Source organism: Candidatus Woesearchaeota archaeon (assembly GCA_016187565.1).
Taxonomy (GTDB): Archaea; Nanobdellota; Nanobdellia; order Woesearchaeales; family JACPJR01; genus JACPJR01.
Genome location: JACPJR010000035.1, coordinates 19641 through 40465, shown reverse-complemented (window position 1 = coordinate 40465; position 20825 = coordinate 19641). Strand labels below are relative to the sequence as shown.

Sequence of the window (20825 nt, the reverse complement as noted above, 5' to 3'; positions counted from 1 at the left end):
CAAAAGAGTCCCAACTAGGTAGTAACAATTGAGGGGGTCATATCATGAGAAACATGCTTACTCAAGCACAAGAAGAACAAGTCAGGAAACAAATCACAGCGTATGAACAACAGCATCAGACTGAAACCATCGTTCTCCCTTTGAGGGGTGGTACGTTACTATTAGATGTCGATCCCTATGTTGCCAATCCTATGATTATGAATTCTGGAATGCAGATGGTCAATTATCTCTGCGATTTTCTTGATCTTGTGAGAGATAAAAGAGTCACTGATATGGGAACAGGTTCGGGAATTGTGGGTATAGCCGCTGCTTTACTTGGTGCACGAAAAGTGTACATGCCTGATATTGATGAACGTGCAGTCAACAATGCACGGCGAAATGTGAGATCTAATAGTTTAGATCATATCTGTGATGTTTTTCAAAGTGATCTGTTTCAACATTATGGTGAACGACCTCTATCAGAGGTTCATATCTTCAATCATCCTTTCTTTGCAGCAGATCCTGTTGCGGGGAAGGATTGGACAAGAATGATGTTGGGTGGAACAGAGTTACTTGGACAATACTTTACCCAAGTATCTACATATGCTACTCATGATGCACATTACCTTCTTCCATGGCTAACTCTTGCAGAAAATGAAGATGTACGAGATAACGATCCAGGAAAAAGAGCAATTGAACATGGTTACGAGATTATCCGGGTTGTTGAACAGACACCTGTATCTCAAGGTATACAGCAGGCACTATTCAAGATATATGAATTGCGGAGGCAAAGATGTTAATTCTCGGCGTCAATGCAGTCTATCATGAATCAGCTGCATGTTTGATCAACAATGGAAAAATAATTGCAGCTATAGAAGAAGAACGGCTTAATAGAATCAAACACGGAAAAAAAGCACGCATAGATAATCCTGACCAATTACCTGAGCAGGCTATTCGGTATTGTCTCGAAGAAGCAAGTAAACACGAAAAGAGAAAAATAAGTCTTGGAGATATAGATTCTATTGGGTTTTCTTTTAATCCTCAAAAGAGACTTGACTTTCATCTTCATCATGTACATCCTTACACCATTACTAATGATTTTGGAGAAGCAAAAGCAGAGGAACTTTTCTGTGAAAAGGCAATGAGTGTTGAAATGAAGCTACGCAAGCAGGGGTTTAGAGGAGAATTTTTTTTTCTTGATCATCACGATTGTCACGCAGCAAGCACTTTTTTTGTTTCTCCCTTTGGCACTGCTGCCATTATGGTCATTGATGGAATTGGTGAATACGAATCAACAACACTCTATCATGGCAGAAATAACAGTATGAAGAAGATCCTGTCAATAGATTACCCTCATTCTTTAGGATTCCTCTGGGAGAAGTTTTCAACGTTTTTAGGATTCAGTGAGTATGACGCATGTAAAGTAATGGGGCTTGCAGCGTATGGTGACGCTTCAATTTATCGAAATCAGTTTGCTGAAATTGTAACTGTTGATAACCATGGCGTTTTTACGGTTGATGATGCAATCATGAAATTCAGAATAGAGGATTATACTGAAATAATAAACCTTTTCGGCTTACCAAAAAGAAATAAACCAATCAGACAAGTTACTGAAAAAACCAAGAGATATGCAGATCTTGCAGCTGCATTGCAGGAGGTTACTGAAACAATAATGATCAGATTAGCAAAATATCTTAAAGAAGAAACAAAAGAAAAATATCTCTGTCTTGCTGGTGGCGTTGCTTTAAATTGTGCAGCAAATGGAAAACTCGTTGAGCAAAATCTTTTTGATGATATTTTTATTCAGCCAGCTGCCCATGATGCAGGAACTGCAATCGGAGCGGCATACGTTATTTGGAACATTATACTCGGTAAATCACGACGGTATGTCCAAGAAAGTCCGTATCTTGGCATTACGCATTCATCTGATGAAATAAAAACTTTCTTGGATAAAAAAGGATTAACCTACACCTCCTCCTCAGAACCAGAAAAAGCTGCTGCTTTGCTTATTGCTCAAGGTAACATTATTGCTTGGCATCAAGGGAGGATGGAAGTAGGCCCTCGAGCTTTGGGAAATAGGAGCATTCTTGCAGATCCACGACAGAAAAAAGTCAGAAACATTCTGAATCACAAAGTAAAATTTAGAGAACCCTTTCGGCCATTTTGTCCTTCGATTTTGGCAGAAGATGTAAAAGATTGGTTTGAGGGAAACCTAACAAATGCTTCTCAATACATGGTAGTAGCACATCATGTCAATGAAGAAAAGAGAAAAATAATTCCAGCAGTAGTTCATGAAGATGGCACGAGTAGGATACAGATTGTTTCTGCAACAATAAATCCGAGATTTCATAAGCTGCTTGTTGCATTTAAAAAAATAACGGGGGTTCCTTTAGTATTGAACACCTCATTTAATGTTCAAGAACCCATTATCTCCGGGCCTGAAGAGGCTGTAGCAACATTTCTCAAGAGTGATATTGACTTTTTGATTATAGGAGATTACCTTGTACCACGAAAAGAAAATCTCGTACCCGAGTTTCGTAAAGATATTTCATTGCAGCAATATTTTGAGGGGTTACGATAATATGCAATCAAAAAAATCAGGCAACATAAACCTCAAAGAAGAAAAAGAACTTACTTTGTATAGTATCGACGGAGAGGTAATTCCCATAACAACGTTTCTCAAAAATCATCTTGATTTACTCACCGATGTTGAGCGAGCATTTGTTGAAACTGTTGAAAAACAGCTGTTTTATTTTGAGGAAGAAACGTTTTTGATAGACCTTCCCTTAGCGAGAACAAAAAAATATTTCAATGGGAAAAAAACCGTATCTGCATTACGTGGAGGAATACGATCTGCCTATGTGAAAGGCACTTTCCTCAAACTAAAAGGATGCAGACCTGAAGGCATAACCTTTCCTCATTGGCGGGTTGACAACAACTTTAATCTTGTTATTGAGCAAATTCCTTTTGGTGTGTTATCAAAAAGAGCAGTAATCGGGGAGATACTTGGATTTCTTTTCATGAGACAATTGGGTATTAATCCTTCTTCTAAGCCAGTGTCTGTATTTCACTATAAACCCACAGGAAAAGATCTTGGCTATGCATTAGTCCAGAAATTAGTGAATGCTACAGGGGATAATAGCAGGAACGATACAAGAATAGAAAGTTTTGTTGATTATTCAGGTTATACTGTTCATGATCTTGTTAGGCTTACAAGAAAAGGCTTGGAGGGAAGAGAAACGGATTTAATCAGCATGGATAAAGATCTCTATATACATACAAAAGTAACATTACTCATGGTGTTCAACTTTCATGGTGGATTTAGGGGGATATTAAATAGCAATATTGGCAATGATGTTGTACAGAATGAAAAACTCTCCTCACTCGGTGATTTTGATACCTTTACCTTACGAAAGATTCCTGAAACTCATGAGGAAATACGACACTTTACCATCGATGCGTTTCTTGAACTCATAAAGACAAGTCTTCCTTTTGTGGATTATATTGATGGAAAAGGAAAAAGCAAAGCTGAAATGCATACGATGTTAGCAGCATATTATCGAAAAAATAGTTCTCTGTATGGAGCATACCGTAAGGCATTCATGCATGAAATTAAGAAGAAAGATTGGGATGAGGCATTTGTTGACCGATGTATTGAGGAAGCATTTCAAACGTCATTATCATTTGAACTTTTGCAAGAATTGATTCCGAACAGTTATACATTCAAATCTTACCACTATGACTCACTGTATGTTCCCCATAACTGAGGTATGAACATGTACCAAATAATCAAGGTTGCAAATCATCTCGGTGCTCCACATAAGGGCACGGATCAAGGACCTGATACTATTATAACATCACTGGGATTGAAGAATGTCATTGAAATAGACATTCCAAAAGAAAATAAGAGACATCGCTTGGGAAAATATGAAAAAGCTAAGCATCTCCCAGAAATAAAACAGATCAATGATGCACTACTGAAGGTAATCAAAAAGGTCGTTACACAGGGAGATGTGCCTATTATTCTTCAAGGAGATGATTCTTCCGTAATTGGTGTTGGCTATGGGATCTATCAATCGCTCCAAGAAATGCAAAAAGTGTACGAGCCATTTGGGGTTATTTACTGTGATGCACACGGAGATCTGAACACTCCGGAAACAACCATAAGCGGCTATCTCTATGGGCAGGGACTAACCCATCTTCTCGGAAGAGGGCATCCTGAACTGTTGGCGTTGAATAAACATCTACCTGCAGTTGATCCTCGGCACCTTATTATGATTGGGCAGCGAAATCTTGATCCTGGTGAAATGGCATTGATTAAAGAGAAAAAGATAGCTGTCTTTACTCCCCAAAAGATTCATGATTCTCTTTCATTCATAGTACGGCAGATAACCCATATGTTCAAAAAGCAAAAAATAACAACCGTCTATATTCACTTTGATCAGGATGTTGTTGATCCTTTGTTGAGTGGTGCTTCTCTCTGCCGAGAGTCAGGCGGCATTACCGATGCAGAGTTTTATTCCTTTATAGAACATATCCAACAGCATTTTGATATCATTACATTGAGCATAGGAAACTATCTTCCTTCTCTTGATGCACAGGGAAAGACTTTAAGGATTATCACAAAAGTATTACAGCTAATCATGTGTTCTCACAAAATAAGATAAATTATTATATCTTTCTTTATCTATCCTCTACGCTCGATGAGAAAGACTAATCGTAAAAAGAGTGCTGTTAAAACAAAAGCCCTTCGTGTGCCAACAGGACATCCTTCGCAGAAAGGGATGCGCTCGATAATTATTGGAATCTTTGTTAATGGAATTCTGGCAATCATCAAAGGAGTAGCAGGGTTCTTGGGTAATTCATATGCCTTGATTGCTGATGCTATCGAATCATCGTTAGATGTTTTGACGTCGTTTATTGTCTGGAATGGCCTTAAAATAGCGTCAAAGCCTCCTGATGAGGATCATCCGTATGGTCATGGAAAAGCAGAACCATTGACAGCAACCATTGTTGCTCTTGTGTTGGTGGGAGCTGCAATTATAATCGCTATCCAAAGCATCAAAGAAATAATCACGCCGCACCATGCTCCAGCTCCCTTTACTCTTCTGGTATTAGCTGTTGTTGTTATCACCAAAGAAGCGTTATTTCGTTTTGTTCAGCATGTTGGGAATACCGTAAATAGCATTGCAGTTAAGACCGATGCATGGCACCATCGAAGTGATGCTCTTACTTCTGCTGCTGCATTTGTGGGAATTTCGGTTGCGTTGATAGGCGGGAAGGGTTATGAAAGTGCCGATGATTGGGCTGCATTGTTGGCTTCATTTATTATTGTCTACAATGCATGGAAACTTCTGACGCCAGCGATTGGCGAATTAATGGACGCCTCTCCTTCTTCTGAAATAAATCACGAGGTACGAAGAGTCGCAAAATCTGTATTGGGTGTTGTTGCTATAGAAAAATGTTTTGTCCGTAAAATTGGTTTTGATTATTACGTTGATCTGCATGTGATTGTTGATGGGAGGATATCAGTCTCAAAAGGCCATGCAATCTCACACAGAGTTAAAGATACTCTTCGCCATGCAAATGAAAGAATTGCCAACGTGCTTATTCATATTGAACCAAACAGAAAGAGTTGGTACGGAAAACCATGAATCCACTTTGGAAGGAAATAGGATCTGGACAAGAGGCATATGCCCTCAGAGGAAATCTCACTGAAGTAGAGGGTATTGGTGGGATTGTTACCTATGCACCTCCTGTCGATGTCGTTAAAAGAGTAAACTCACTTTGAAAGAGAAATGAAAAACAGAGAATCTGAGCTGGCTCCTGTCCTCGGAGAGAACTATCGGCTTGCGTTATTAGCTGCACAATATTATCACGGTCATGGAGATATTTCCCCAAGAGATTTGAAAGAATTAGAAAGGTTAGTCGTTAAATTTAGGCAGGGGAGTGAATAAAGTTTATATGGACACGATGTTTTCCTCGGCCATGAATCACATGAAATTTACCACCCTTCAAACAGTACTTCCTCCTGCATTATACTGCATTTTGGAAAAAGAGGTTCAAGAGCTGAGACCTGCACAGGCCAAAGCAATTGATGCAGGGTTACTCAATGGAAAAAACCTTCTGGTGTGCACGCCAACAGCAAGTGGAAAGACGCTTATTGCAGAACTTGCCATGATGACGACATTACTCCAGCATAAGGGAAAAGTACTTTATTTAGTTCCCTTGAAAGCGCTGGCAAGCGAGAAGTACAAACAGTTTCAGGCACGATATCAAGCATTAGTAAGAATTGCACTTTCCATTGCAGATCTTGATGCGCGTGACGGTTATCTCCACACCTATGATTTGATTGTATCAGTTCCAGAAAAAATTGATTCGCTCTTGCGTCATCATACCCCTTGGATTACTGAGATTAAGGTCATTGTTATTGATGAGATCCATCTGTTAAATGATCCGAGTAGAGGACCAACCTTAGAGCTGTTAATAACCCTCTTGAAACAACTTATTCCCAAGGCACAGATTATCGGATTATCTGCGACCATAGGGAATCCTCAAGAATTAGCCACCTGGTTAGAAGCCAAACTTGTGGAAGATACCTGGCGACCAGTACCATTAAAGAAAGGCATCTACAACCAGAATAAAATTACCTTTTATCCATCGTAAGTTTGCTTAGCGTTTTTTTATTTCTGCGTATGCCTGTCCGAATAAGGTCATGGTGATAATACCACTTACTGTACTGATAAAAGCAGTAACAACAAAGGGCAAAACCATGGTTATCATCAGTGCGAAATTGAGCAACCCATTGATGACTCCTAACACAAGGGTGATGAATGCTGCCATGAACCATGCGCTAGCATAGGTTCCGGTAAATGCTTCTTTAAAGACTTCGGGAATAGCAAAAGCACTTTTCCAATTTCCGTATGCAACGAAACGAAGAATAGCAGCAGGTATTATATAGAACGTGAGCAGCAAGAGAAGGATAAGGAAGACAAGAGCAAAACCAATTGTTCCCAGTACCTGCGCAACCATGGGCATTGCCTCCTGTGCTGGAGAAACCATCATACTACCTATTTTTAGAAGGGTAGATCCAAGCAGGATAATCGCAACAACAACTAAGGGTAGCATGTAGATTATCCATATCAAGAAGACAAGAATACCCTTAACAGCTAAATCACCCCAATCTTTCCATTCAGGGAGTGGCTTTTTCTTTTTCATGGCTGTTTGTGCACAATAGAAGAGGTATCCTGAAACAAAGATGCTCGTAATGATATTGACAAGAGGAATCACCGAAAGAAGGACACCAATACCCAGTTTTTTTGCATCAGAAAATGGTCGGTGAATGGCATGCTCTACATCCATAGTATCATCTCCGTAAGGTTTGACTCTATTTTTGATTAATAATTGTATAAAGATTCTAACACAATTACCTCCTTCATGGAAGAGAACTATAAAAAGGTTTTGGTCACTTTCAGGAAAAAAGAAAGATAAAAAAAAAGAAGAGACTATGTACACGAACAAAGAGGATGAACGGTTGGGTGCTGCATGCTGAAGCGGTCGTTACCTTCCGCTGTACACACCAGCTCCATTAAGCCCATGTTTTATGGGAGTTCTACGGTGTCTCTTTTTGAGGGGTGCTTCAAGCTTAGATGCTTTCAGCTTTTATCACGTAGCGCGTAGCTGCCCGGCTTACCTTGCCAGATAACCGGTCGACCAGAGGCGCCGAACCTTCGTTCCTCTCGTACTAGAAGATCCTTCCTCGCAGACACCATGCATCTCCAGTAGATATCAAACAAACTGTCTCACAACGTTCTGAACCCAGCTCACGATCCCTTTTAATGGGTGAACACCCCCACCCTTGGCTGCTTCTGCACAGCCAGGATAGGAAGAGCCGACATCGATGTAGCAAACCGCGCCGTCGATATGAGCTCTCGGGCGCGACAACTCTGTTATCCCCGGAGTAACTTTTCTGTCATTCCTAACCCCCATCAAGGAGGCATAGGAGTTCGCTAGGCCACACTTTCGTGTTTGGATTTCGGACTTTTGGAAATCCAATCAGGCTGGCTTTTGCCCTTGCACTCTACAGCGGATTTCTGACCCGCTTGAGCCAACCTTTGGGCGCCGTTGATATCGTTTCAACGGCGTGCCACCCCAGCCAAACTGTCCACCTACTGGTGTCCTTGGATTGCTCCAAGTTAGCAACGTAGGACCTGAAGGATGGTGTTTCATCGACGTCTACACGCAATCTAGCGATTACGCTTTAGCGACTCCCATCTACGCTGCACAACAGAACCCACGTCGCAGCAACAGGCTACAGTAAAGTTTCACGGGGTCTTCGCTTCCCACTGGAGAACTCTGGCCTTTGCACCAGAAAAGAGTGTTCGGAGGGGCCTCATTGGGGACAGTGGAGATCTCGTTACGTCATTCATGCAGGCCGTCATTCAAACGGCAAGGCATTTCGCTCGATCTTCTGTTACTTTCACGTTAACGTTACGGACCATTTTGCAATGGCGGGTACTGATTTCCCAGTACCTCCATACATCACTGTACGGTTCGGACTGTCTCTTGACTTTTGTCTCTGGCATACAGTCTCTGAGGATACTTCTCTTTGAGAAGTCTTTCCTGCTGATTGTCTCTTCGCAATGATTTTTAGGGTTCGCCATTATGTTGCCACAATGGTAGCCTACATTGCTTCTTTGAGATGTTCCAGCATATAGCCAGATTATTATCCCGCGTTGATTTGACTCTGTTTAACAGCAGGTCTTAAGGCAGCGAATCCACCTTAAGAGAGTTATAGTTACCCCCGCCGTTTACCAGCTCTTAGCTCCCTTGGAAAGGAGTTTCAAGTACTGGCACTGGGCAGACGTCACCTCCTGTACGCACCCTTTCGAGCTAGCAGAAGGCTACGTTTTTGTTAAACAGTCGGACCTCCTTAGATATTGCACCCTGCAATTGCAGACATACATCTACAAATGCAGGGACCCCTTATGCCGAAGGCACGGGGCTAATTTGCCGAATTCCCTCAACGAGGTTAACCCCTTCACGCTTTAGGCTTCTCACCTAGGGGCACCTGTGCTGGTTCTTGGTATGGTTTTCTCAGATTTTTTCCTCTGCCCTTTTCATGGACTCCAGGTATTGACCAAATACTTCATAAGAAGTACCCATCTTGGGTTTAGTCAACTTCTCATCGTTATGATACTCCGTAGACTTGACCCAATTAGCATAACTGACTTATTGTGTTGGTCTAACCCAAAGTGTCGGTCAGAGGACTTGTGTTGCCACGCATACTGAGAAAGTACAGGAATATTAACCTGTTTCCCTTTCCCGTTGGAATGGTAATGCAACAGTTAGGATCAACTTACCCTTGACTGAACTGCATTGTCAAGGAACCCTTGCCCCTTCAGCGGTAGTGATTCTCACACTACTATGTTCCTACTCTCGCCAGGATTTTCATTTCTATGAGGTCCACATCCCTTCTCAGAGACGCTTCTGCCCTCACAGAACGCCTACCTACCACACTCATTGCTGAGGTCTATGGTATCGGTAACTGATTTAGTCCCGTCCATTTTCAAGGCCCGTAACCTTGACGAGTAAGCTGTTACGCACTTATTATAGGATGGCTGCTTCTAAGCCAACCTCCTCGCTGTCTGAGGCTACGGACACTTTTCACCCTTTAACACTTAATCAGTATTTTGGGACCTTAACCATAGTAAGCGTTGTTCCGCTATCGGAACCCAAGTTTACCCCGGGCCCCCGTCGCTTGGAATCTATGATATGAGAACATTCGGAGTTGGACGAAGAACCGACCCCTTTCGGAGCCTTAATTCCTAATCCGTATCTCTACCTTCCCCATGATCTCCTCCAATGCTTGACTACAGCCAACTTCGGTAGGAACCAGCTATCACTGGGCTCGATTGGCTTTTCACCCCTAACCCCAAGTTAGAAGAACACTTGCACGTAGAACCTCTGCAGGCCTCCACAAGGTTTTACCCTCGCTTCACCTTACTAAGGGTTAGATCGCCCAGTTTCGGGTCGTAAGCCAGTGACTTCAGCGCACTTTCATACGCCGCCCCTCATTACTTGCGGGCTTTTGGTTTCCCTTTGGGTGCTTCATTTCATGAATTACCCTTGCCACTGACTTACACTCCCTGGCACGTTATTCAAAACGCACGGCAGAATCCCGAAAGACCCTGCCTTACTATTGCTACGAGATTTCAGATTCTTTTCGCTCCCTGTTAAGGGTTCTTTTCAACTTTCCCTCGCGGTACGTATTTCGCTATCGGACTCTAGGAATATTTAAGGTTGGGAGTTGATGCCTCCCGTATTCACGCATAATATCCGATATGCGCTACTCAGGATACCATCAAAATCCTTCACCAAATTCCTACGGGGCTATCACCCTCTATGGCTGATTGTTTCAAATCAATTTAGGATTCAATGAGTCGGATAAAAGATGGTCCTTGCACACCACATCTCTCTTATCTTTCAATAAGAGATTCAGTTTGCCTTACGCTGTGTTCGGTCGCTCTTACTAACAGCATCTCAATTGATTTCTTTTCCTGCAGGTACTAAGACGTTTCAATCCCCTGCGTTCCCTATCCTTTCGGATCTAATGAGAAGTCTCATTCGGACATTAGTGGTTCAAAGTGTACATGCCACTCGCCACTACATATCGTCGCTTGTCACGTCCTTCTTCGGTTCTAGAGCCGAGTCATCCACCTCGTAGCGTCTTTCTCCTCGTTCGTGTACATAGTCTCATTACAACGATAAGGAATATCGTTATTCAGACATAGATATCCAATAGTCTATTGGATACCCTCAGGAATGATTATGAAGTGAAAATGGACCCGTCGGGACCTTCACCTTTTGATTACTTTTCGCATAATCAAAAATGATTTGAACCCGAGGCCCCCGCCTCTCTCGAGACAAAGCAAAGCTCATGTCCATGCAAGGGCGATGCTCTCCCAGGCTGAGCTACGGGCCCACAATGATCATAAAAATATTCTTGGTAAGTGCTTTACGTCCAATCAAAGGAAAAAAAAAGGAGGTGATCCAGCCGCAGGTTCCCCTACGGCTACCTTGTGACGACTTAACCCTCCTCACTGAGCTTAGGTTCGCAGTAATCAAGAAGATTAACGCTCACCTAGACCCTGCTCGGATGGTTTGACGGGCGGTGTGTGCAAGGAGCAGGGACACATTCACCATGGTATGATGAACCATGATTACTAGGGATTCCATCGTCATGAGGGTGAGTTACAACCCTCAATCCGGACTAAGATTGGGTTTCGAGGATTAGCTTCTCCTTTCGGAGTCGCATCCCATTGTCCCAACCATTGTTGCGCGCGTGTAGCCCAGAGGATTCGGAGCATACAGACCTACCGTTGCCTGCACCTTCCTCCTTGTTTCCAAGGCAGTTCCCACAATGTGCTCAGTCCCAAAATTTGGCTGGTAGCAATTGTAGATACAGGTCTCGCTCGTTGCCTGACTTAACAGGACACCTCACGGCACGAGCTGACGACGGCCATGCACTACCTCTCGGCTCGTCAAGTAAGGCCTTCAACCTGACTTTCATCCTGCCGTCGCCCCTGGTGAGATTCTCCGCGTTGAATTGGATTAAACCGCACGCCGCACCCCTTGTAGTGCTCCCCCGCCAATTCCTTTAAGTTTCAGTCTTGCGACCGTACTTCCCAGGCGGCGAGCTTAGCACCTTCGCTTCGACACTGCACATTCCCGAAGAATGTGCAACACCTAGCTCGCAGCGTTTACAGCTGGGACTACTCGGGTATCTAATCCGGTTCGCTCCCCCAGCTTTCGTCCCTCACCGTCGAAACCGTTCTAGTCAGACGCCTTCGCCACTGGTAGTCTTTCTTGGATTATAGCATTTTACCGCTCCCCAAGAAATACTTCTGACCCATCACCGGTTCCAAGTCTTGTAGTTTCTCCTGCGCGCCATTACGTTAAGCGTAACGATTTCACAGAAGATTTGCAGGACCGGCTACAGACGCTTTAGGCCCAATAAATGCGATTCCCACTTGTGGCGCTGGTGTTACCGCGGCGGCTGGCACCAGTCTTGCCCACCACTTATTCTGCAAGGTGTCTACCCTTACAAAAAGCCTATACAGTGTATAAGCACTTGGGATTCCCCTATCACACTTTCGTGCATTGTAGAGTTTTCGCGCCTGCTGCACCCCGTAGGGCTAGGGCCCGTATCTCAGTGCCCTTCTCGGGGCTACCTCTCTCAAGGCCCCTACTGATCAAAGGCTTGGTGGGCCATTACCCCGCCAACTACCTAATCAGCCGCCGTCCCATCCTTGGGCATTACTTTTCAGAGAAATATCCTTCCAGACCAAATCTCCTATTCGGTATTATCCTCAGTTTCCCGAGGTTATGCCGAACCTAAGGGTAGGTTAACGACGTGTTACTGAGCATTCTGCCTGGAACCACGAGGATTCCAGACTTGCATGGCTTAGTCGAATCCCAATAGCAGCAATCTCCCGCAGGATCAACGGGAATTATAAAGTGGTCGCTTTACGTAAGAAACTTAACTTTTAACTTGGCATTCGAGCACTTACCAAAAATATCTTTCATACTCAATTGCATAATTGAGCATACATATGAAAATGACATCTTGATAAAAACCAAGAGAATCGTTGGAGATGATTTGTGTACACAGTACACAACAAAAGGATTGTGTAAAACTAACTTATATTTAAAGCTTGTGTTATACGACAAATGCCTTTTTTGATGATTATGAAAACTCCTTTTGAGGATTTTTACGTTTTCCTTTCAGGACTCGGAACAATGTTCCAGAGGAATTCAAAATATTCTCGGTACCTTCTGGTGATTTCTGCATTGTCAATGACAATTGCGCTAAAACAATTTCTTACAAAGAGGAATTGGGAAGTAATGTCCCCGAAAACAAATATTTCATTGGGGTTCTTGGCATCGGGGGGAAGGACTTTAAACTCCGTGTAGTTAACGGGGATGATATCCTCTTCAGCCGACATGAGATACCTGCTTTTTATTTTATATTTTCCACGGTCAGTGTACCACCGCACATGGTAAGGGCCAGCAAGCTCTCGACATTTTTGTTGCTGCACGGAGATGCCTAATATCTCTTTCCCTGTCTTCAATGATTCTTTTACTGATCGTGCGAGAATAGTCTTAAGACCTTCTCTGCCCTCGTAAACCTCGATAATAGGTTCTGTTGATTTCTCTCGAAGGGGATGTAGCTGAGGCATGATGGTATTTATTTCCCCCTTTACCTCTTCAAGATTTTTTTGTTGAGTGTCTATGTAATCAATGACCTTGTCTAACGGAGCTGCACGGAAATATTGTTTACCACTGCGAATAACTGAGGAAGCAGTTCCTTTCTTGAGGAGTGTGTGCAGGATGTCATAAACATTTGTTCGAATAATGCCTGTCTTTTTTGACAGCTCACTCGCCATGAGCTCGCCTTCAGTAAGCAGGGCAAGATAGATTTTTACTTCCCGTAACGACAAACCCGCTCTCATCAATATTGTTTCACACTCGTACATACTTTTGATAAGGGCTCATTCTATTTAAATCTTTCGTACTTTAAAAGTACAACAAAAATATTTATGGGATAATGTAGCTCTTCTTTAGTGATTACAATGGATTATCACACCCACAACTCGCATTACAACCCTGTAGTCTATGACCTTAAACCTTTATTTAGAGCTGCTGGTATTATTCCTCCAGAACCTGGATGTGTAACATTATATGATCGTATGGAGATTCCAGAGGAAAATCCTTATGATGAGTGGATTACCCTCGGACTCGCAACCTTACGAAAACTCGGTGAGCAAGAATTTTCTCCACAGCGAGTTGCCGATGTAGGAACAGGTAATGGTATCCTTGCTCTCGGAATGGCATATCTGTTTAAGCCAACAACTATTTATCTGACTGATATTATTGAAGAGGTTTTAGAGCCAAGCAGACAAAATATTATGATGAATAGCATCCCTCTTCTTGATCAAGGTTATGTACCCGATCTTGTCCTTTCCATGGGAAGAGATGCTGAGCCACTTCCAGATTATGGCCTTGATCTGGTGACGTTTAGCCCACCACCGTTGATGGTTGATGATGCCCATGCTCTTGAACATGGTCTTGCTCGGACTACCTTAATTGAACGTGACTATTATGCACGATATGCACAAGGAGAGGATGATCCCCTCCTGAAATGGTCAGTGCTTCCGTGGTATTGTTTTCTAACAGCGGTGAAACAGAAGTTAACAGCTCATGGAAAAATTGTTGGCCTTTATTCAGGCCGCATTCCTTTTCCGGTTATTGCTGAAGCACATGCACGAGCAAACTTGGCGCTTGACGTTGCCTATTCCATTGTTAAGAAACAACAGGATCCTCTTTATTTACAGCACTACGCCCAGTATGAAGCAACATTTCTTCACGGAGATACTTTTGATTTTTATCATTATCAGAAAGCTCACTCATTAATGGAAGCACAGCAGTTACCAATGCCGGGGATTTCAACAAAAACAGATGCGGAATTAAAAGAAATACTTAGACCAGCACGAATTTCTGCTCGAGAAGCGTATGCACAAGCCCAACAAGGAAAGCCTGTCGCGCATATAGGTCATGCTTTGGTTAGCAGTAGATAAACGTCAGAGTTTATGCATACCACGCCGATGGCGGCTGACGGATTTGCTTGACGAGCAAATCCTACGAAGCACCCCGAAGGGGACCCGCTTCGTCAGCGCCACAACTGGTTACGCTCAGTTGACACGGAAGGAAGCGCATGAAGTGTTTCGACGCGGCTATCCTACCAGCAGGCAGGCCGCGATGTGCAACTCATATTGCACCCATTTGATCAAACTTTGGTAACGTTTGGTGGCGTGCGGCGAGCCGAGGCTCCTACGGAGTGGCTCGTAGGCTGCAGAGCAGCCGTCGCACCGCCTATAACGGCGTTGTAACAGTAGAATTATTTATCTTAACAATCTTACCAGAACTATTACCAGAACTAAAAAAGCCTTTCGAGTTCTTCTTAATCTAACTACTGCGCAATCTTCTGTACTGCTTTGAGGCTTACTAAAGCTTTCAATAAAAAAGAGCACTTTGAAGAATTATTTCACCTAAATAATAAGTTTTTACGGTCCATAAATAAAAATAAAGCATTTTAAACCTTTTTAAAGTTTAATCTCCTTTAATAAAGCTTCTTTTCCTATTTAAAACAAGTTTGTTTATAAACAATACCTGCTTTCATCCTTATATCCTAGTTCATTGGGAAAAACCCAGTTAGCAAGGAGATGAATGTTAAATAAATAGATAGAGAACATAAAACACAACGAGGTGTGAAGCATGAAACAATTGATTGCACTGGTGCTGATGGCCGTGCTTATGGTAAGTATGGTGCCAGGCGCCGTAGCAAATCTTGCTGGTTTAGACCAGCATGCAAAAAACCAGTACCAAACCTATAAAGAGAGGTATCATCAGAGCGTGGAGGAATATGAAGACGCACGAGCTGATTATATGAAAGCAAAGGAACTATTGGGCAAAGCAAAAAACAAGGAAAATCTTTCAGAGGCTTTTCCAGTAGCTCAGGAATATGGGAGAAAAACCATTAACCGAATACACAGCCACCTTGCATTTTTAGACAAGGCCCTTGAGCTTTACGGGGTTGCTGATGATTCCAAAGAAGCTGCTTTAATGGCTGAAGTTGAGAAACATTTGGCTGCTACTGCAGAAAACGGAATATTACAGCAACGAGTTGACAGCGCACAGACCATTGCAGATCTTGTTGCCGTAAAGAATGACATTATGAACGAGTGGAACAATGATAAGGCACTCTTAAAATGGGGTGTTGCAAGTGTCTTGAACAGAAAAGCTGACATTGCTCTTGAGAAGATGAACAATGTGTATGCAAAGCTTGATGAAAAAGTTACCAAGCAAGAAACCTTGTACCCTCAAGACCCAACCGTTAGCGCTATGCGTACAACCCTGACTCAAGCACGTGCTGACCTTGACCAACTTGAAGCAGAGTATGAAGAAGCAAAGCAAAGCTACACACAGATAAAGGACCTCAAGGATGCTGATCGTTTAGCACAAGAGATGATCAGCAAGGCCAGAATCATTAACCAGAAACTACGAGCCTTCCACAAGGATGCTGTTGAACTTGTTAATCAGTACAACAGTTTTGCCAGAAGTGTTAGTGGTGAGAAAGAGTTGAATGGTACTGGTTATGTCGAAGCATGGGGTGTAGGGAACATTACGGCTGTAGGAACAACCTTTGGCGTTTCGAACGGAAGAGTCGAGGTTGATGGTAATGGAACCTTAACCATTATTGGGAATACCACCTCACTTGACATTGATGGTTTTGGTAATAAGACTGCTGTTCCAGGAGGATACCAGTACACCGGAGATGGTACTGCTGTTATCAAGGGAGAAAACCTTACCGTTATGGTGAGCGGAACCGTTGATCGATTCTATGCAAAGGGCATTGGAACCGTCAACCTTGAAGGAGATGGTGGCTACCGAAAAGGTAAATCCCCATCAGTCGTCTTCAATAGCAGCAGTGCAGTTGAGGTTTCCATGAGCTAAGCTCTGCTTAGCTTTTTTTCTTTTTTATAATCTCCTTATTCCTATCACATTGTTGATCATTGGCATCAGGAACCATGTTTCTACCAATCACCCCCAGAGGCGGGTTCCTGATGTCCTCTTTTTCAGTTCTCCTCTTGCTGTCGTTCTTTCTGATATTGCGTAACAATATTTTTCACGAGGTTTTTAGGTAAGGTGTAACGACTAATAATCTCATCAAGTTCTTTCTTGGGTATAAAGATGAGTGGATCAAAGAGAATGGTGGATAATCCTTTGAGAGGAATTGCGGTAAATCGTTGTTGGACTTCCTTGCTCACTCTTTCCTCATACAGAATGACGCTTACTGTTCCTTCTAATTTTTCGAGAACTTCTCTACTGATGATGCTTGCGTCCTTCACAACAAGGATATCATCTTTTCTGAGCGAGAGCTTTTCAGCGACGCTTGTATATTCTCGCAAACTTAAGCTACGCATTCTTTTTGCAAGCCGGTATTCAGGAAGATGGGTAAGCAGAGCAGCAATGTTCGTAAGAGATTCTTGTAATCTTTTTATTGTTTGTTCTCGCTCCTCAACATCATGTTCAAGATGGTAGATATTTTTTTCCTTGTGGGAAAGTAATTGTTTCACTTTTTCTTCAGGTATTTTTTGTACGTCTTTTGCCCATTCTTGTTTTCGCTGTTTCAAGAGGTTTTGTGTCCGTTGCACAAGGATTTTATTTTGTTCGCGTATCAGTTTATTTTCTTTCTTGAGTCTTTTGATTCTGTCCACGAGATTTCTTATGGTGGGATCAACAGCATGCGTTCGTGCTGCTGGTGCTTTTACTGCTGTTATTGGTGCCTTTGGTTCTGTTATTTCTAGCTGTTCTATTTGCTGATGAGCCTCATGAATGTTCATCTTTCCCTTCACCAGTCGTTCAACAATGCTATCAAACAGTTCTTTATCATCTTGTTTTCCAATTCTTGTGACATACGCCTTAATCTTCTGAAACAGAGAACGATATTCCTTATAGGCCAGTAAGGCAGCAGCAAGCGCATCCATCTCATGATTATTACGAAAATTAAAGCCTTGGGTCATTTCTTTCTTGTCTGCTACTTTAAGATCATGTTTTGGACAAACAAGGCGTGCACCAATTTTTGTGCTAAATTTTTCAACGAATGTAGGAACAGGTCGTTTATCACAGCCGACAATAATAATTCTTCCCCATTCTATAGCTGTAGCGAGGAGAAGACTAAGATCGAGTTCTTTTGATGATGCAATCTGGACAGGATTTCCTTCAAGATCAATGAGCGCATACCCAAGTGTTGTGCCAGGATCAATCCCCATAATGAGAAGCGGTTTATGCATTAAGAATGACGATATTACCTCTTCCTTTTTTTATTTTTCGGACAAATCCACGCTGTTCTAGCTCGGTCAGAATCAAACTTATCTTTGCCTCTGAAAGAGGGATCTCTTTGCGAATCTCTTTCTGTGTCACTCTTCCCTCTTTTTCCTTGATGATCTTCAATACCTCTTTTGCATCGTCAGGAAGCTCCACGGTTTCGATAACCTTACTTATATCTGTTCGTGCATTCTTTTGCTGAAGTTCAACGTCAGTTTCTTTTTCCGTCCCTTCTGTTTCATGCAGTGGCTTTTTGAGAAAGCGAAAGAGGCCGTAGCCTAATCCTCCTACAACGATAAAGATCATTATCCCCAACAAAAAAGATCTACTTACAAAAGGCTGTGGTTTTGTATTATCATTAGGGTCAAGAGTAAAGTCAATGGTTTCATTATCTTGCTCGATATCTTTACCAACATCAATATCAATGAAAAGAATCATGTCGAGGACATATTCCCCATCTCCCTCAACGACAATACTCTCCTCATGCGAGGCTAAGGTTTCATTCCCTAAGATATAGCTTCCCTCCAAGGTATAGCTACCCTCAGGCACATTAAACGAATAGTTCCCGGTTTTAGAAACAAAGTATTGCTTTGGCGTGGTATTGATCTCAACAATAACATTCTTAAATTCTTCAAAGCCGATATCATAGATCGTTCCGTAGATCGTAGCTGCACTGACTTCAGGAGCAGAACCAATGAACAAAAGTAGTAGCGAGAAAGCAGCGTATATAACCAAAACGTCCCATCTTCTTGTCTTTCCTGTTTGCTTCTGATGAACATGAAAGCACTTGCAACCCTTCATATCATCCATGAACCTACCTTCCTATAAATACCTTTCGATAATTTCTAACTGGATCAAACTAAATAAGGCGTATTTTAAGAAGCGAAGCTGTTTCTCAGCTTAATAAACCCTTAGAGACTTTCTTCAATCTGCGTAAAGGGTTAAATTAGTTCCTAAAGTTTTACTTGCCTCTTAAAAACAAGCAATTTTATAAATGACTGGTTCTCAAAAGACTCTATGCTTTTCCTAAGAGAAGCAGAAACACAGTAACAAGTAAACAAGTCCGCATTGGAGGTGTAATAATGAAACGATTTGCCACATTGGTGGTTCTGGCACTGTTTATCATAAGTATAGTGCCTATGGCTTTGGCACAAAGCCTTGCAAGTATGGATGCAAATGCACGAAACCAGTACAATACGTATAAGCAACGATACCAACAGGGTGTTGCTGAGTACAACAAAGCACGAAGCGATTATTTAAAAGCAAAAGAACTATTGCAGAAAGCAAAGAACGCTCAGAATCTCGAAGAGGCTTTTACAACAGCTCAAGAGTATGGAAGAAAAACCCTTAACCGAATACATGGTCATCTTGAATTTTTGAATAAAGCCCTTGAACTTTACGGCGTTGCTGATGACCCAGAGGAAGCTGCTTTAATGGCAGAGGTTCAGAAGCACTTGGCTGATACTGCAGAGGGAAGTAGCCTCTATCAGGAGATAGAAGCTGCAACAACCATCAGCGATCTTGTGGCTGTCAAGAACAAAGTCATGAATGAATGGAATGATGATAAAGCACTCTTAAAATGGGGTGTTGCAAGTGTCCTGAACAGAAAAGCAGGCGAATTAGTTGACAAACTCAACAAGGTGTATGCAAAGCTTGATGAAAAGCTTGTCAAGCAAGAAACCTTGAAGCCAAGCGACCCTACACTTGCTGAGATGCGTGCTACCATGACTACCTTGCGTGCAGACCTTGATGCAATCGAGGCTGATTATGCAACTGCTCAGGCTAAGTACAAAAATATCAACAACTTGCCTAAGGCATCGAGTGATGTGTTGGTTGTTATGAAGGAACTTAAAGATATCAACCGTGATATTCGAACCTTCTACGCAACTGCTCAAAAGCTCGTTAAGCAGTATAACAGTTATACCACTACAGGAGGAGGAACAATTGGTCCTAAAAACGGATCGACTACCGCGGAAGGAACTGGCTGGATTGAGGCAAGTGGCGAAGGTACCATCAGTGTAACAGGATCAACCCTTACTGTTGTTGGTGGAAAGGTTGAGGTTGAGGGAGATGGAGTTTTAACCGTTAAAGGAGACGACACTCTTTCAGTGACTATTGTAGATGGTTTTGGTAACAAAACAGAACTTGCAGCCAACCACTACCAGTACACAGGAGCTGGATCTGCCATGGTTACCGGAAGTAACCTCGACGTAAGCCTTGATGGAACCGTTACCAAGTTCTATGCAAAGGGTACAGGAGAGGTCAACCTTGACGGGACAGGAACCTACAAGAAGGGAAAAGGACAAACCATTACCTTCACTGGTCCAGTAAGCGTTGAAATACCTGCTGAGTAAATTTCTCAGCTTTTTTTCTTTTTATCTCTTATTTTTGACTGCTCAAGACCATAATGGTTTATAGCCTAGATCTTCCATAAACTCGTTGAGTTATGGATGAAGAATTTCACAATACAAAAGTTTATATAAGATGAAATTTTTGTAGCTGACAATATTCACCAATTCAATGACAATCCCAGGAGGTGTTTGTATGAAAAAAATAATGACCTTGGTGCTGGTCCTTCTTATTGCTGTGTTACTGGTAGGATGCCGTGGGAACAAGCAACAACCAAAAGAAAATGGCCAGATCGATAATGTTGACGATCTTGATGATAGTGATCCAGATGCAGATATTAGTGATGGGCAAGATGTTGACTATAATATTGATCCTAACGATTTTGATGGAACTCAATATGAAGGAGCTGATCTCTTTGATGAGTCTTTGTTGAATGATGTTTCAGGTGGATTAGATGATGCAGATTCCTTAGATAGTGACGCTGACAGTGATGCCAGTGTTGATTATGTTGTGGAGTAAGCTTATTAAATCTCTTTAAGCTTTCTTTT

Annotated in this window: 16 protein-coding genes, 1 tRNA gene and 2 rRNA genes; 12 read left to right on the top strand and 7 right to left on the bottom strand. The window is 42.3% G+C overall.

The window, feature by feature from the left end; translation table 11 throughout:
• Nucleotides 1-44: 44 nt before the first annotated feature.
• Genes HYW21_09225 through HYW21_09190 form a run of 8 tightly spaced genes read left to right on the top strand, consistent with a single transcriptional unit; the run spans nucleotide 45 to nucleotide 6645 of the window.
• On the top strand, nucleotides 45-779 hold the full coding sequence (locus HYW21_09225; GenBank protein MBI2549499.1) for a 50S ribosomal protein L11 methyltransferase: 735 nt from the start codon (nucleotides 45-47) through the stop codon (nucleotides 777-779).
• Nucleotides 773-2560, top strand: a complete 1788-nt coding sequence (locus HYW21_09220) for a carbamoyl transferase (protein ID MBI2549498.1) — start codon at nucleotides 773-775, stop codon at nucleotides 2558-2560. Before HYW21_09225 ends, HYW21_09220 begins: the two co-directional genes overlap by 7 nt.
• A 1-nt stretch (nucleotide 2561) precedes the next feature.
• Nucleotides 2562-3746 carry a hypothetical protein gene (locus HYW21_09215; protein MBI2549497.1) on the top strand — a complete coding sequence of 395 codons (1185 nt, stop codon included), beginning with the start codon at nucleotides 2562-2564 and terminating at the stop codon, nucleotides 3744-3746.
• Nucleotides 3747-3755: 9 nt separating this feature from the next.
• Complete coding sequence (locus HYW21_09210) at nucleotides 3756-4646, top strand: arginase family protein (GenBank protein ID MBI2549496.1); 891 nt, start codon at nucleotides 3756-3758, stop codon at nucleotides 4644-4646.
• Nucleotides 4647-4682: 36 nt separating this feature from the next.
• Entirely contained in the window at nucleotides 4683-5633 is a 951-nt protein-coding gene (locus HYW21_09205) for a cation transporter (GenBank protein ID MBI2549495.1), read from the top strand.
• Nucleotides 5630-5770 carry a hypothetical protein gene (locus HYW21_09200; GenBank protein MBI2549494.1) on the top strand — a complete coding sequence of 47 codons (141 nt, stop codon included), beginning with the start codon at nucleotides 5630-5632 and terminating at the stop codon, nucleotides 5768-5770. Before HYW21_09205 ends, HYW21_09200 begins: the two co-directional genes overlap by 4 nt.
• Before the next feature lie 7 nt (nucleotides 5771-5777).
• Nucleotides 5778-5936 (top strand): hypothetical protein, encoded by a 159-nt coding sequence (locus HYW21_09195; GenBank protein MBI2549493.1) that lies wholly within the window; start codon nucleotides 5778-5780, stop codon nucleotides 5934-5936.
• Between the two features lie 31 nt (nucleotides 5937-5967).
• Complete coding sequence (locus HYW21_09190; GenBank protein ID MBI2549492.1) at nucleotides 5968-6645, top strand: DEAD/DEAH box helicase; 678 nt, start codon at nucleotides 5968-5970, stop codon at nucleotides 6643-6645.
• 6 nt (nucleotides 6646-6651) lie between these two features.
• On the opposite strand, the gene HYW21_09185 is transcribed toward HYW21_09190, so the two are convergent.
• The 5 genes from HYW21_09185 to HYW21_09165 form a co-directional block, all read right to left on the bottom strand.
• Nucleotides 6652-7341 carry a DUF4013 domain-containing protein gene (locus HYW21_09185; protein MBI2549491.1) on the bottom strand — a complete coding sequence of 230 codons (690 nt, stop codon included), beginning with the start codon at nucleotides 7339-7341 and terminating at the stop codon, nucleotides 6652-6654.
• Nucleotides 7342-7590: 249 nt separating this feature from the next.
• Nucleotides 7591-10699, bottom strand: a 23S ribosomal RNA gene (locus tag HYW21_09180).
• Between the two features lie 122 nt (nucleotides 10700-10821).
• Nucleotides 10822-10963: transfer RNA gene (locus HYW21_09175), tRNA-Ala, on the bottom strand.
• A gap of 57 nt (nucleotides 10964-11020) precedes the next feature.
• Nucleotides 11021-12494, bottom strand: a 16S ribosomal RNA gene (locus tag HYW21_09170).
• The 16S and 23S rRNA genes sit together here with 1 tRNA gene alongside, the layout of an rRNA operon.
• A 258-nt stretch (nucleotides 12495-12752) precedes the next feature.
• Nucleotides 12753-13517 carry a hypothetical protein gene (locus HYW21_09165; GenBank protein ID MBI2549490.1) on the bottom strand — a complete coding sequence of 255 codons (765 nt, stop codon included), beginning with the start codon at nucleotides 13515-13517 and terminating at the stop codon, nucleotides 12753-12755.
• Between the two features lie 87 nt (nucleotides 13518-13604).
• Here HYW21_09165 and HYW21_09160 point away from each other — a divergent pair, with 87 nt between their 5' ends.
• Together HYW21_09160 and HYW21_09155 are read left to right on the top strand one after the other, a co-directional pair.
• Nucleotides 13605-14618 (top strand): 50S ribosomal protein L11 methyltransferase, encoded by a 1014-nt coding sequence (locus HYW21_09160; GenBank protein ID MBI2549489.1) that lies wholly within the window; start codon nucleotides 13605-13607, stop codon nucleotides 14616-14618.
• A gap of 697 nt (nucleotides 14619-15315) precedes the next feature.
• Complete coding sequence (locus tag HYW21_09155; protein ID MBI2549488.1) at nucleotides 15316-16554, top strand: hypothetical protein; 1239 nt, start codon at nucleotides 15316-15318, stop codon at nucleotides 16552-16554.
• Nucleotides 16555-16676: 122 nt separating this feature from the next.
• Here HYW21_09155 and HYW21_09150 read toward each other — a convergent pair whose 3' ends face one another.
• Together HYW21_09150 and HYW21_09145 are read right to left on the bottom strand one after the other, a co-directional pair.
• Nucleotides 16677-17894 (bottom strand): DUF460 domain-containing protein, encoded by a 1218-nt coding sequence (locus HYW21_09150; protein ID MBI2549487.1) that lies wholly within the window; start codon nucleotides 17892-17894, stop codon nucleotides 16677-16679.
• Nucleotides 17887-18738, bottom strand: a complete 852-nt coding sequence (locus tag HYW21_09145; GenBank protein ID MBI2549486.1) for a hypothetical protein — start codon at nucleotides 18736-18738, stop codon at nucleotides 17887-17889. The genes HYW21_09150 and HYW21_09145 overlap by 8 nt, the downstream gene beginning before the upstream one ends.
• Before the next feature lie 272 nt (nucleotides 18739-19010).
• On the opposite strand from HYW21_09145, the gene HYW21_09140 reads away from it, so the two are divergent.
• Nucleotides 19011-20282, top strand: a complete 1272-nt coding sequence (locus HYW21_09140) for a hypothetical protein (GenBank protein MBI2549485.1) — start codon at nucleotides 19011-19013, stop codon at nucleotides 20280-20282.
• Between the two features lie 190 nt (nucleotides 20283-20472).
• Entirely contained in the window at nucleotides 20473-20796 is a 324-nt protein-coding gene (locus HYW21_09135) for a hypothetical protein (protein MBI2549484.1), read from the top strand.
• The last annotated feature ends 29 nt before the right edge of the window (nucleotides 20797-20825 follow it).